Below are 13,985 nucleotides of genomic sequence, written 5' to 3'. Positions count from 1 at the left end.
TCGTATTACTAATGTCCATAATCCATATCGTCAATTTTTCCCCCCATCAATCGCTTTTGAACAATCATGTAGACAAAAATTAAGATAAAACCAATAATTCCCCAAGTTAATGCAACAGATAAACCGTATTCTGATGCAGAGGTATTGTAAATCGTTAAATGCTCATGAACATCATTAATTGAAGGTAAAATTACTGGGAATAAAGAAGCCAATGATGAGGAAATTCCTCCCACAATTATTAAGGTTGATAACATAAACGCATGAGCGTCTTTTTTAATTTTTTTTCTAAAAAACAAACCAATTAAACCCGCTAAATAAATTATTGGAAATACTAATAAGTAAGGCTTATGAATAAAATTATCTAAAGCATTTGGATTCACCCATTGCCATACTATTAAAGAAATTATTGTGAGCGCTGCAAGCACTATATTCAACTTAAAAATAACACCTTTAAGTTTATTATTTATAGATGAATTTGTTTTTAATATTATCCAATTGGCGCCATGAATTGCTAAAGTTACCACTGCTATCAATCCTATGATAATAGTAAACCAATCTATCACTCCTGGATGGTCCGATAATGGACTAAAACTACTATCCCATAATGGCAGGAAAAAATAATGACCTTCATGCGCAGAAACACCATTCTCCACACTTCCTAAATTGACACCTCTGACAATATTACCTAAAGCGATTCCAAAAAACAAGGCTAATAACAAACTAGAAACTCCAAAGGATTTATCCCAAATATCTTTCCACATTTGATATTTGAATTGTCCTCTAAATTCCAATCCAATAGCTCTAAAAACAATTAACCATAACACAATAATTAAGGGTAAATAAAAGCCACTAAAAACAGAAGCATAGAATGTTGGAAACGCCATAAACAGCATACCACCTGCTGCAACCAACCAAACTTCATTAGAATCCCAGAATAAACCTGCCGATTTCGTAATGACTTCTTTGTCTATTTCTTCTTTTGCAAAAAACAAATGAATGATTCCTGCTCCGAAATCATAACCATCTAAAATAAAAAATATGGTTAAAACTAGTCCGACTGCTGAATACCAAAATATTTCCATAATTAATGTGATTTAGGTGTTGGACCTTGATTAATAGTTTTACCAACTAAAATTAAAAATAATAATCCGAGCAACATATATAGGCCAACAAAACCTAGTAACGTAAATAAGGTATTACCAGAAGATACCGTTGGCGAAACACCTTCGCTTGTTCGTAGTAGACCATAAACTAGATACGGTTGTCGTCCTAATTCTGCTGTGTACCAACCTGTAATATTTGCTATGTAAGGAAACGGAACTAAGAACATAATGGTCCAAAGAAGCGGTTTAATTTTGTACAATTTACCTCTCCACAAGAAGAAAAGTGCTAAAGCCATGACACCAATAAAAATGGTTCCTAAACCAACCATTATGTGATAAGAATAATACAATGCAGGAATATTATCTGGCAATTCATCTTCATCAAATTGATCCATTCCTGGAATTTGCTTGTGCCACTCTTGATAGGTTAAAAAGCTTAATATATTTGGAACCGCAATCTTATTGTCTAACTTTTTCTCAACCATATTGGGTTGGCCAATCAATACAATTTCAGCTCCTGCTTCTTCGGTTTCAAAAATCCCTTCCATAGCTGCAAAGGTTCCTGGTTGATATTTTGCAACGTTTTTAGCATTCCAATCTCCAGTAGGAAAAGCAACTAAAACACTTGATATTAATCCGAAAACAACACCTGTTTTTAAAAATAGCCTTCCATATTCTGAGTGTTTATCTCTTAAAATATAAAATGCGCCTATACTTGCCATTACAAATGCAGAAGTAACAACAGACGCCATTTGGTTATGTAAAAAAGCGGGTAAAAGCCAAGGATTAGTAAAGAGATCTGAAAAATTATTTAATACAAATTTTCCGTTTTCCAAAATTTCATAGCCTACAGGATGCTGCATCCAAGCATTGGTCGCTAAAATGAACCAACCACTTGCCCAAGACCCTAAAAACACTAAAAAGCCAGTTAAGAAGTGTAGTTTTTGTCCCATTAATTTTTCACCAAAAATAAATAGCGCTAAAAATGAAGATTCTAAAAAGAACGAAAACATACCTTCCATGGCTAAGGTTTGGCCAATTATACCTCCTGTTAACTCAGAAAACTTTGCCCAATTGGTACCAAATTGAAATTCCATTGGAATACCTGTGACCACTCCCATGGTAAAATTAATAGCAAAAATCTTCATAAAGAATTTTGCCGCATTGTTGTATTTTTCGATTTGTGTTCTTAGGAATTTCCACTTAAAATAGACGATCATTAGCGATAATCCCATAGTTAATTGCGGAAATATGTAATGAAATGTGATAGTAAATGCAAACTGCAATCTATCGTAAAAAATCATGTCTTCCATTCTGTAAAGAATTTATGATACTAAATGTGTGCAAATTTAATACTATTAAATAAGCTGTTTGTAACATTAGTAACCTAAGGCTATTTGTCACTTTTCATAAAGCTTAATTATGCAACAAATTCTTGTCTTTAGGCGTAATGAAATCATCATCTAAATTAATAATATTTATTATGGTTATCAGCTGAATTCCAATATAATTTTCTTACGTAACAAAAGTTACATTTAAAGTATACTATTTCCCTATTTTTGTAATTCGTGAAAACTAAAACCTACATAGCTGCTCTATTAGCATTTCTATTTTTGGCAAAATTTATTGCTATTGATGCCAATGGGTTAAACATGCTGTTTGGCGGCAATGCTATTACGTTTGTAAAACCGTTTTGCAAAAAGAAAAATGCCCCAAAACTGGCAAATAAAACTGTAGATATTTTACAAGCTGATGTAATGACGTCACAAGAAATTCTATTAAGTGGTTTTTGTACCTCACAGTTTCAATTTGAATTGTTTTCGTGGACATCAAATGTCTCGAAACCTATTACAGTTTTTAACGACTACCTTACTTCAAAATTAAATTATCGCTATTTAGAAAGCGTATCCCCTCCTCCTCGATTGGTTTAGTTTCAATGACTCTAAAATTTTGAAGTTCGAATTTTATCAATAGTTATTTAAACTATCTTGAAGAAACACTTCAGCAAAACAAACCATTTTACATTTTAATAATGACGACAAACATTTTAATAAGTCGCCGTTCTATACAGTTATTACGTATTTTAGTTAGTGGTATTTTTCTCGTTGCAGGAACCAACCATTTACTACATATTGAAAAAACAGCAAAACGCATTGAGCAAGCCAGCTTTAAAGGCATTGCCTATTTTTTTGGTGAGCCTCAACGGCTTATTGTGCTTTCAGGAATTGTAATGATTGTAGCAGGTTTTCTATTCCTAATAGGTTACAAAACCAAATGGGCTGCAATAGTATTAACGGCTGTTTTAATTCCAATAACATTAACCGTTCAAGTCGGACAAATAACCACACTTGGACCATTATTTAAAAACATCGCAATTTTAGGTGGCCTTCTATTTTTTATACTGAATGACACCGATAACCTTTTAAAAACAAAATAATCATGAAAAAATATATTCTTAGTGCCATTTTTTTAATGGTCGCTTTAGTAAGCACCAACAATCTACAAGCACAAAACACAGATACAACTAAAAACAATTATATAGTAGTCACTAAAAAAGTACCTCAATTTGAACCCATAATCTTAACTGCAGAAGCGTTAAAAGCTGAAGAAGGAAACGACTTTGGTAATTTTGAAATTCTTATTTGTGGTCAACTTATTGGTGATATCACTGACACAGAAAAAATGGGTGATTTTATTGAAAACGCAGAAAAAGCAGGCGTTACTATCGTGGCTTGCGGATTTTCGTTAAATAAATTTAAAGTGGATAGAGCAACGGTTCCTAAAGGGATTAAAATTGTTGAAAACGGTATTTTATACAATTTCCAACTTCAAAAACAAGGTTATAAAAGTCTAAGTTTATAATTATAAAAGTGATAACACGCCAACGGCTTTTTACTAAAACAATACACAAAAACAAATGAAAAATTATAATAAAAACATACTTAAAACAGTCTTCCTTTTAGGAATATTAGCCATAACGGCTTCCTGTAAATCGGAAAAAAAGAATCAAATAGCAGATGATAATACAACTAAAGGTGACACCTTACGCATTACCATTTTACAAACAGCCGATATTCACGGACAATTAGATACACATCCTGAATTATTTTGGGAAAACGATAAAATTGAGTTTAAAAATCGTGGTGGACTTGCTAATATCAAAACACTTTTTGACAGAGAACGCGAAGCAAACCCAAATAAAACCATCATTGTAGATGGTGGTGATTTAATTCAAGGAAGTGGTTATGCGGCTTTATCTGAAGGTAAAGTAATGCAAGACGTCATTAAAAATATGGGTTACGATGTTATTATTCCTGGCAATTGGGAAGTCGTTTATGGCAAGGATATGATGCTAGAAATTATGAAAGGTTATGAAACCGACGTCATCGTTCAAAACATGTTTGATGACAAAAGTGAAGACCCATTATTTCCTGCGTATTCTATAAAGGAAATTAATGGTGTTCGTTTAGGTTTTGTCGGTATTAACGATCCAGATGTTCCTGTAAGACAAAATCCTATTTTTAGTGAAGGTATTGGTTTTAGTGGACTTGATGCCGAACTTAAAAAAATGGTGGACGACATTAAAGTCAACGAAAACATAGATGTGCTTTTCTTAGTAACACATATTGGTATTTTTAAACAAGTTGAATTGGCAAGTAATCCCATTGCTGAACATGCCGATTATGTTTTAGGAAACGATACTCACGAGCGTGTTCGTGAGATGATTCAAGGGACATATGCTAAGGTTACAGAACCAGGTGCATTTGGGTCTTTTGTTGGGAAGTTAACACTTCATTTTGTCGATGGTAAATTGGTTGGTGATGATTATGATTTGATTGATGTGGATCCAGAAATCTATCCTGCAGATGAAAAAATTCAAGCACTTGTAGATCAAGCAAAAGCACCTTATAAAGATAACTTAGAAACGATTATTGGCTATACAAACACACCTATTTACAGATATCTAACAGTTGAAAATCCGATGGATAATATGATTACAGATGCTGCACGTTGGAAAACAGGTGCAGATATTTCAATTTCCAATGGGTTCCGATTTGGAAATCCAATAGTACCTGCAGATGGAAGACCTGCACCAATTACTAGAGCAAATCTTTGGAATTTATTACCGGTAAACGAACCTGTAAAAACAGGAAAAGCGACTGGTAAACAAATAAAAGACTGGTTAGAAAAAGAAATGCATAACGCCTTTTCTCAAAACCCAACCGAACGTTTTGGTGGTTGGCTAGTCCGTTTTTCTGGTATGGAAGTCGATTTTAATAGTCAAAATGACAAAGGTGAACGTATTTCTTCAATTACTGTAAAAGGGGAACCAATGCAAGATGATGAGTATTATACTATTTCAGCGTGTGTACGTCCTGGTGACCCAATTGATAATTTGTGTAGAATGGCGAATGTTAAAGATGTGGAAGTCAAAGATTACACGATTCATGAAGCTGTTGAAGAGTATCTCAAGAAGCATTCGCCGGTTTCGCCTACATTAGAAGGTAGAGCCTATTGTGAATATCTTGGTGAATATTCTTTTTCTACAGTGCCACAAACCGATTATGAGTTTCATTAAAAATTAAAATTATGACTAAAGAAAAAAAGAATATAAAGAAATCGTGGATTAAGAACGGGATTTTCATTGCCGTTCTCGCTGGACTTTACTTTACAGGTTTACATACCGAAGTTATTGGCTTTGCGCAACGTGGACTCTTAGAAACGGGTTTAATGAATCCTGATGTTGAAGAAATAGCGAAAGCACATCATAATAAAGATGAAAGCCATACGGCAAACTCTAAAAAGGCAGATTTCAACTTAAAACTTATGGATTTTGAGGGAAATATAGTTTCACTTGAAGATTTAAAAGGCAAAGTCATCTTCATGAATTTCTGGGCTACTTGGTGTCCGCCTTGTGTTGCAGAAATGCCAAGTATTAATAAGTTACATAACGAAATGGGGGATGATGTCGCTTTTGTAATGCTGTCCTTTGACAAAGATTTTAAAAAAGCAAAAGCCTTTAATAAACGAAAAGGTTATGACTTTCCAACTTATAAACTTGCAAGTAACCTTCCTGAAATGTTTGAATCCACAGCATTACCAACCACCTTTGTTATAGACGCTAAAGGAAATTTAGCCTTAACACATAAAGGTATGGCAGATTATAACACTTCAAAATTTAAGGAATTTCTAAACAGTTTGAAGTAAAGCTCTAAACAAAATAACCACATTGAGATTATTGTTCAATGTGGTTTTTTTATCACTATAATGACATTCAGACTTTTTACCTACAAATCGTATGAAGTCAGCTTCTCCTTTGTGAAATTCAACTTCGGCAGGTAAATAACTACAGATAATAATTTTCCAATAGCTTTTCAGTTTAAGTTAAAGTATAAAAAAAGAGGGGAGCTTAACATACGCTACCCTCTTAAATTTATTTTGAGATTTTAATTAATATGCTCAATTATCAGCGTGCACATCGTCATGTGTGTCGTTTAATACATCTACAGTATCAGAAGCTTCTTTAGATTTCCCACTCATCATCATATTAACGACTACTCCAACTAAAGCTAGACATACTACTGCAAAAATTGCGATCATTACAACACCATTATTCCAATTATTAACTAACATAAATACTGTTTTAACCATAGCTATCTATTTAATTCAACACTTTAAAATTACATTAAGATTTTAAAATGGAATATGATAATTATCATTAAATACACTGAATTCTCAAACATTCAATTAATGTGAATTAATCACATTTATAATATCATTTTTTTGAAGGACACCAGACTGTCTCCAAACTTGTTTTCCGTTTTTAAATAACAACATGGTTGGCACACCTCTAACCTGATATTTTGATGCTAAAGTTTGATTCTTATCGACATCAATTTTAATAATTGTTATGCCATCTCCTAGATCTGCTTTTACGTCTTTTAAAATTGGACTCAACATTTTACAAGGACCACACCAATCCGCAAAAAAATCGACTAAAACGGGTTGATCTTGATTTATTATTTCTGAAAATTTGCTCATACCTGACTTGAATTTTATTTATCAAAAGTAACACTCCAAATGCCTCTAACTTCATTAATATCATAACCAATAGCTTTATCCATTGGATATAAATTCTTAATTCTTGCTAAAGTTGAAGCTTCTATTGTTTTATTAAGTTTTCCGTGACATTGTAGACACATATTATTAGTCGTAATTGGATAATATACTTTCACTTTATCATCCATTTCTTTTACTAGCGGTTTAGATTCTTCGCTGTTTGCGATAACTTGCTTAAAGTTGTTTATATATTCTAATTCTTCTGTATTAGCTTTATTATTTGGGTTTCTTGGTTTATCGGTTACACGTTTAATAGTCGCGTTATGCACCACAGCCATACTATCGGTTAATGGATAAGCTTGTACATTACAAAAATCTAAAGCTTCCAAAGTTCCTTTTTTCTGAATAGTTCCCATTAAGTTTTTTCCTAAAACCGCTTTTGTTGTTAAGGCATATTTTAAACCTCGCTCTCCATAAGGTAAGTCTTCAAAATTTGTTTGAGCTTGTTGTTGGTTTTTGCCTTTCCCTTGGCCATTACCATTGCCCATTCCTTTTCCTTTTCCTTTTCCTTTTCCTCTTTCTTCATTATAATGATTTTCAAACCATTCTGGTTGATCTATTTCAAAATCAAACATATACTCAGAAATTTGCGCAATGGTTTCTTCTGGAAAATATTGTTTAGGCATCACACCATATTGACGTACTGCTCCAGGCATTTTTGCATCTTCTTCATTTGGGTTTTTAATCCAAGCTTGCATGGCCTCTGTAAATTCTGCTTTGGTAGTTTCACTATTTATATAATGTCGCTTAATGGCTATCATTGGTGGCCCTATTCTATCATCATGACTAGCAGTTGCACTATGACATAGGTAGCAATTAGTCTCCATTAATTTTTTCCCTGGATGGTCTTTAGAAACGGTTTCCTTATTCGCTTTACTGTAAAGGTCATTTTCTTTTTTTACAGAATTGCAACTCATTAAAAACGCTGTCAAAACGAGTAGCCCTATGATATTTTTCATTTCAATAAAATTTAAATAAAAATACAAAGGATTAATAACAGATAGCGTAACTAATGTTACAATACTCTAGTTTTGAAATTATAATTTTAACATCGACTCTAACGCTTCTGTGTTGGGCAAAGGTTGAAAACTTAATTTTTTAAAATCAACTTTATCACCTTTAAAAGCTAAAGCACCAACATAATTAGCATTTAAGTTGAAGCTAAATACATTTATTTTTTTGAAGTCGTTTACTAATCGCGATGGCACCGTATGAGCGCCATCTAGCACAGGTATTTTTAAAAAATCGTCATCAATGCCTTTTCCTATGGCTTTTACAATGGCTTCTTTTCTTGTCCAGAATTTGTAAAAAATTTGTCTTTCAAATTTAGAATCTTGTAAGAAACTTATTTCTTCATCACTAAAAACAGATGGAAGAATATCCATATAATTAAAATCAGGACTGATGTATTCAATATCAACACCTAAGTCGCATTTTCCAATTGCAATAATAGCATAATCACCAGCGTGAGATACGTTAAAGAACATCGTCTTATCAGCTTTAAGATAAGGTTTATGTTTGCTATTCTTTTCGAATTGAACTTCTGAAATATGTATTTGTTTTTCCTTAGCCAATACAAATTTTAAGATACTACGGCAAATGACAAATCTATTTTTGTCTTTAACAAGTCGATATCTTTCTGCTCTTTGAATCTCAGAACTCGTTAATCTTTTTAGTAAAACATCGACAATTCCATAGTACTTAGGTAATTCAATTTTGAATAATTTAATATCTGAATCGGTATTATTTTCTTCGTCTATATTACAATCAACAATTTCAGAAGTTTTACTAAAAATGTTACATTCAAAATTATCACTATCCATCACCTAACACGCTTTCTAATAGTTTACTCACCTCATCAACTGCAGGTGGCAAAAACATTTCTGAATGATTTCCAGGAATCATATGCTTTCGAATGCCTCCTCTCGCAATTTTTCCCCAACCCAAATTCTTATAATCGTGAGCGAAATAGATATCTTCAGTGGATCTAAACAAATCTACTTGTATGTCCTGTGGAATTAAGTTATAACTTCTAAAGGCCACGCCGTGCATCTCGTCAATCTTAGAGGTGCGATTAAATTGTAATTGGTATTGTTTTTCTTTTCCATGTTTAAGTCTTAAAAACAATCCTGAAAAACTTATTTTAAGTAATTCAACCCTACGTTTAAAATTCTTAACACTACTAAACATGTTGAACAGCATGAAAAATAGTTGCCCCATATCATAAAGACGTGCAATTGTCCGTTTCGCCACAGGGTTTGAATATGAATAATGAGGATATGCATAACTATCAAAGAGAGCAACATTTTTCACTTCTTTACCTTCTGCCTTTAATTGTTTTGCCATTTCAAAAGCCACAATACCTCCAAACGAAAATCCACCTAACGCATAAGGCCCATCAGGATTTACAGACTTAATTTCTGATATATAATGAGATGCCATTGCTTCTACAGAATCATGAGGTTCAATATCACCACTAAGACCTTTTGCTTGTAAGGCATAAACAGGATGTTTATCACCTAGTATTTCTGACAAATTTTTAAAAACCAACACATTATGATTCGCTCCGTGAACAATAAATATTGGCATTTTATGACCATTAGTTTTTAAAGGTACTAACGAATCCCATGTAATGTATTTCTTGTCCAAATAGGCTGCCAATTTCTTAATTGTTGGTTGCTCCAATAACGCAGCAAGTGGTAACCTATTTCCTGTCTCTTTTTCTAACCGAGTCATAACTTTGACTGCGATGAGAGAATGACCTCCCAACTCAAAAAAGTTGCTGTCAACATCAATTTTATCAATTCTAAGAGATTCTTGCCAAATTTTGGCAACAAGCTGTTCTGAATCACTTTGAGCAAAAGTTAAAGTTGATTTTTGCGAATTTTTTGATGCTGAAGTGGTCAGACTTTTACGATCTATTTTCCCATTTAAAGTCGTAGGAAATTTATCTAAAGTAATCATTTCGTGAGGTACCATATATAGAGGAAGTCTCTCTTTTAAATATGTTTTCCAATTTTTTTCTAAGACCTGAGATGAATTTTCTAAATTATTTGAAATGACAAATGCTTTTAAACGATCTTTATCTATTAATACTACAGAAGATTCTATCCCATCTATTGTATTTATAGCCTCTTCTATTTCTCCTAGCTCTATACGGTGACCACGAATTTTAACTTGTTGATCAATTCGACCTAAACATTGAACTTCTCCTGTAGGCAACAGTTTACCCAAATCACCTGTTCTATAAACACATGCGTTTTCGTCTTTATTAAAGGTACTTTTTATAAATTTTTCCGCTGTTAAGTCCGGACGCTTCCAATATCCCTTTGCGACACCATCTCCGGCTATGCACAATTCTCCAATCTTACCAGGTACCACTAATGCACCGTTTTCATCAAGTATGTATAATTGCGTATTTGCGATAGGATGTCCAATAGTTATTAACTCATCCTCTGGCATAATTTGTTTAACAGCAGACCATATAGTCGTTTCGGTAGGGCCATACATATTCCAAACCTCATCAACTCTTTTTAATAATTTAGTTGCTAAGCTCAGTGGTAGTGCCTCACCTCCACAAAGTGCTTTTAGTGGTAAGCGATTTTGCCAACCTGCATCAATCAACATTTGCCAAGTTGTTGGTGTTGCTTGCAACATTGTTATACGTTCTTCTTTAAGAACATCTAACATTAAACGCGGATCTTTTGCGACCTCATCACTTGCAACAATCAAGGTTGCGCCTTTTAATAATGGCAAGAATAACTCAAGTCCAGCAATATCAAAAGAAATCGTTGTTATAGACAAAAATCTATCTGTTTCTTTTATACCTGGCTCTTTTAACATACCGTATAAAAAATTAACCAGATTTTTGTGCGTTACTTGAACACCTTTTGGTTTACCTGTTGAGCCTGACGTATAAAGCAAATAGACCATATCGTCTAAATCTATTGAAATATTCAATGGAGATAAAGGATATTTTGATAAGTCTAAAAATAGAACTTCCAATATTAGCATCTTAGGGATTGACTCTGAAGATATCGTGAATTCTTTAGATGAAATTAATGCTTCAGCTTTTGAATCTTCGATCATAAAATCTAATCGCTGCTGAGGATAACTCGGATCCAAAGGTAAATAAGCAGCACCACACTGCATCACAGCAAGTAAGCTCACCACAAGTTCTATTGATCGTGGTAAAGCCACAGCCACTACATCACCTGGATTTATACCTTCTTCTTTTAAACGATGTGCTAATTGATGAATCTGCTTGTCTAAATTTTCATAAGACAATTCTGCATCACCAAATTTGAGTGCCGTATTTAAAGGAGACGTTTTTGCTTGTTGTGAAATCAGCTCATATAAAGGCAATTGAGGGTAAGTCGCACTAGTATTATTTAAATTGTTATAATCTGAATCGTCTATTTTTACAATGTCACCTATTTTAACTTGTGGATTAGCTACTATCGTTTGAATAATCTCTTCAAAAGAAATCATCATTTGCTGAATAGTTTCAGGCTTAAAGAGATTTGAGTTATAGGACCACTCCAAAATGAATTCATCTTCCGATCCGGTAGCATTTAAAAAAATTTCAAAAGTTTCGTATGCCCTAGGATTACTTTTGAGTTTATATGTTAAGTCCGTAAAAAACACATCATCTGACATTCCTAAGTCGATATTAAAAACGACAGGAACAAGAGGTATTCTTGAAGGATCTCTTGTAATAGGAAGCTTTTGTAGTAATTGGCCAAAACTTAATTGTTGATGATCATAGGCGTCGAAAAACTCTGATTTCCGGACTTTTAAATACTCAACAAAGCTATTATTTGTATTAATTTTACTACGTAAAGGCAACAAATTAACACAATGCCCTACTAAATGAGACTTGCCACTTGCCGATTGCCCTGCAGAAGGTAGTCCGACAACTAAATCACTACTACCTGTTAACTTAAATAACAGAACTTCAAAAGCTACCATTAGCGTACTAACAAAGCTAGATCCCGCTTTTAAACCTGTTTTTTTTAAAGCATCTAATAAGTCATTATCAATAGGAAAATCAAGACGTTCACTTTTAAATGTTCTTAATTGAGGCCTTGGAAAATCAGTAGGTAAATCTAATTGAGGAATAGACGACTCATAATGTTTTAACCAAAAATTTTCGGTTGTTTTATACGCTTCACTTTTTAAAAATTTCTGTTGATCATCTGCGAATGTCACAAAGCTTTCTGGTGATGGTAAAGATGCCAATTTATTTTCTACACGCGCAGAATAGAGACCTCCTAGATCCTGCAACATGATACCCATTGACCAACCATCACATATAATATGGTGAGCGGTGATAATCAACTGGTGCTTCAATTCACTAATTTTGATTAAACCAACTTTTAGTAATGGTCCTTTTACCAAATCAAATGACACATTAGCGTCTTTTAGTAAGTAATCTGCTATTTTTTCATCTTTTTTAGAATCCGTAAGAGCTGAAATATCCTCATAATTAATAAGCATTGGAACATCTTTAAAAATACTCATAAAACGCCCATCAGTACTAAAAACAGCACGAAATGATTCATGACGCTGAACCAATTTCTTTATTGCATATTCTATAGCTTCTTTATTTAATTCTCCATCTAAAATTAGAGAAACTGATTCGTTATATGCACTATTAGCACCACTTCCTCCCAACTTACAAGCAATCCATATTTCTGCTTGCGATGGAGTTGTATAATTTACTTTTTCCAACTCTGGCCCTGCGAAAGGATCAAAATGATTGGTTGTATTCAATAATGTAGATTGGTTCATCAATGTAAATTTGAAAATTAAGGCGCTCGCTATCTATTAAATTTTACAGGTATCTTACTTTGTAATGTTTTTTAAGAGTTCTTATATTTCGATTTATTCGCTCCTAAAATACTCCCTACTACAGAAAGATAAATATTTGACATTTTAGCAATTATCGAACTCCTTTTAGCAACTGCTGTATTGGCTTCATTTTTAAATCGTTTCCAATTTGATGCATTCAATGAATCCTGTGCAACAGAAAGGGTTATTGTTAACGAATGTGCAGTATGCCACCAACCATTAGGAATAAATAATGTTTCTCCGGGGCCTACAGTAAAGGTCACTGGAGTGATATTAGCACAAAGTGGATATTTTTCTAAATCGACGTTCTTAATATCTGGAACCTCCGAAACCCAAGTATTATTTTCCTTAGGATAAACATATGGTGTTTGATCTGGTGGAATTACTGTAAATTCTTTATTCCCATATAATTGAGTAATAAAAGCATGTAACCCCATATAATCATAATGCACATAAGGGAATTGTCCTCCAGGACTACCAAGGAAAATTTCATAGGTGTCTGCTCCTGCTGTAAATGGTTTTATAAGCGTATTATGACTCCAATCTGGCATTGCAAATTTAAATCTTGGTGATATATCCGGCAGTAATTCAGGGTACTCTCTATCTATTTGAAGTTTGCAAGGATAAGGCGCTGGATTATCAATAGTAGACCGCTCCATAAGTTCTATAAATTCGTCTAGTCGATACTCTTGGTCTTGGACTTTGACCTTTCGACTCCCATATTCTGATTTGAAAAAATCTGGAGTAAACTTATCTTTTGCTGCCCAGCCATCACAGGCATCGCCTATAACTACCGGAACACCTGCAAATAAATGATCCTTGGCAAACTCATCATAGGTCATACCATATTTTTTCTCTACAGAGAACGTTCCATTGTTAACTAATTCAATAATTTTTGTCGCCATAAGA

13 protein-coding genes are annotated in these 13,985 nt (G+C 33.4%); 5 read left to right on the top strand and 8 right to left on the bottom strand.

The features are described from left to right. Positions 1–8 precede the first annotated feature (8 nt). A complete protein-coding gene (gene cydB, locus K1X16_RS08080) occupies positions 9–1,082 on the bottom strand; it encodes a cytochrome d ubiquinol oxidase subunit II (RefSeq protein ID WP_225035715.1) in 1,074 nt (357 codons plus the stop codon). A 2-nt stretch (positions 1,083–1,084) separates the two neighbouring features. After that, positions 1,085–2,416, bottom strand: coding sequence for a cytochrome ubiquinol oxidase subunit I (locus tag K1X16_RS08075; RefSeq protein ID WP_225035714.1), 1,332 nt, complete (start codon positions 2,414–2,416; stop codon positions 1,085–1,087). Positions 2,417–2,671: 255 nt separating this feature from the next. On the opposite strand from K1X16_RS08075, the gene K1X16_RS08070 reads away from it, so the two are divergent. From K1X16_RS08070 to K1X16_RS08050, 5 genes are all read left to right on the top strand, one after another. Then, a complete protein-coding gene (locus K1X16_RS08070; RefSeq protein WP_225035713.1) occupies positions 2,672–3,034 on the top strand; it encodes a hypothetical protein in 363 nt (120 codons plus the stop codon). A 101-nt stretch (positions 3,035–3,135) separates the two neighbouring features. Continuing rightward, a complete protein-coding gene (locus K1X16_RS08065) occupies positions 3,136–3,540 on the top strand; it encodes a DoxX family protein (protein WP_225035712.1) in 405 nt (134 codons plus the stop codon). 2 nt (positions 3,541–3,542) lie between these two features. Next, positions 3,543–3,965 (top strand): sulfur reduction protein DsrE, encoded by a 423-nt coding sequence (locus K1X16_RS08060; protein ID WP_225035711.1) that lies wholly within the window; start codon positions 3,543–3,545, stop codon positions 3,963–3,965. Positions 3,966–4,020: 55 nt separating this feature from the next. Next, positions 4,021–5,682, top strand: coding sequence for a bifunctional metallophosphatase/5'-nucleotidase (locus K1X16_RS08055; protein WP_225035710.1), 1,662 nt, complete (start codon positions 4,021–4,023; stop codon positions 5,680–5,682). Positions 5,683–5,693: 11 nt separating this feature from the next. Then, complete coding sequence (locus K1X16_RS08050) at positions 5,694–6,311, top strand: TlpA family protein disulfide reductase (RefSeq protein WP_225035709.1); 618 nt, start codon at positions 5,694–5,696, stop codon at positions 6,309–6,311. Between the two features lie 252 nt (positions 6,312–6,563). On the opposite strand, the gene K1X16_RS08045 is transcribed toward K1X16_RS08050, so the two are convergent. The 6 genes from K1X16_RS08045 to K1X16_RS08020 all read right to left on the bottom strand — a co-directional run bounded on the left by K1X16_RS08045 (position 6,564) and on the right by K1X16_RS08020 (position 13,981). Next, positions 6,564–6,755, bottom strand: a complete 192-nt coding sequence (locus K1X16_RS08045) for a hypothetical protein (RefSeq protein ID WP_225035708.1) — start codon at positions 6,753–6,755, stop codon at positions 6,564–6,566. A 96-nt stretch (positions 6,756–6,851) separates the two neighbouring features. Next, a complete protein-coding gene (gene trxA / locus K1X16_RS08040; RefSeq protein ID WP_195871745.1) occupies positions 6,852–7,145 on the bottom strand; it encodes a thioredoxin in 294 nt (97 codons plus the stop codon). Positions 7,146–7,159: 14 nt separating this feature from the next. Continuing rightward, positions 7,160–8,182, bottom strand: coding sequence for a DUF3365 domain-containing protein (locus K1X16_RS08035; RefSeq protein ID WP_225035707.1), 1,023 nt, complete (start codon positions 8,180–8,182; stop codon positions 7,160–7,162). Between the two features lie 78 nt (positions 8,183–8,260). Next, positions 8,261–9,046, bottom strand: a complete 786-nt coding sequence (locus K1X16_RS08030) for a 4'-phosphopantetheinyl transferase family protein (protein ID WP_225035706.1) — start codon at positions 9,044–9,046, stop codon at positions 8,261–8,263. After that, complete coding sequence (locus K1X16_RS08025; protein ID WP_225035705.1) at positions 9,039–13,016, bottom strand: non-ribosomal peptide synthetase; 3,978 nt, start codon at positions 13,014–13,016, stop codon at positions 9,039–9,041. The genes K1X16_RS08030 and K1X16_RS08025 overlap by 8 nt, the downstream gene beginning before the upstream one ends. A gap of 71 nt (positions 13,017–13,087) precedes the next feature. Further along, positions 13,088–13,981, bottom strand: coding sequence for a cupin-like domain-containing protein (locus tag K1X16_RS08020; RefSeq protein WP_225035704.1), 894 nt, complete (start codon positions 13,979–13,981; stop codon positions 13,088–13,090). Positions 13,982–13,985: the final 4 nt, after the last annotated feature.

Source organism: Winogradskyella sp. SM1960 (assembly GCF_020179375.1).
GTDB lineage: Bacteria > Bacteroidota > Bacteroidia > Flavobacteriales > Flavobacteriaceae > Winogradskyella > Winogradskyella marina.
Note: the sequence above shows the minus strand (reverse complement) of the source record. Positions and strands in the feature narration are given on the sequence as shown.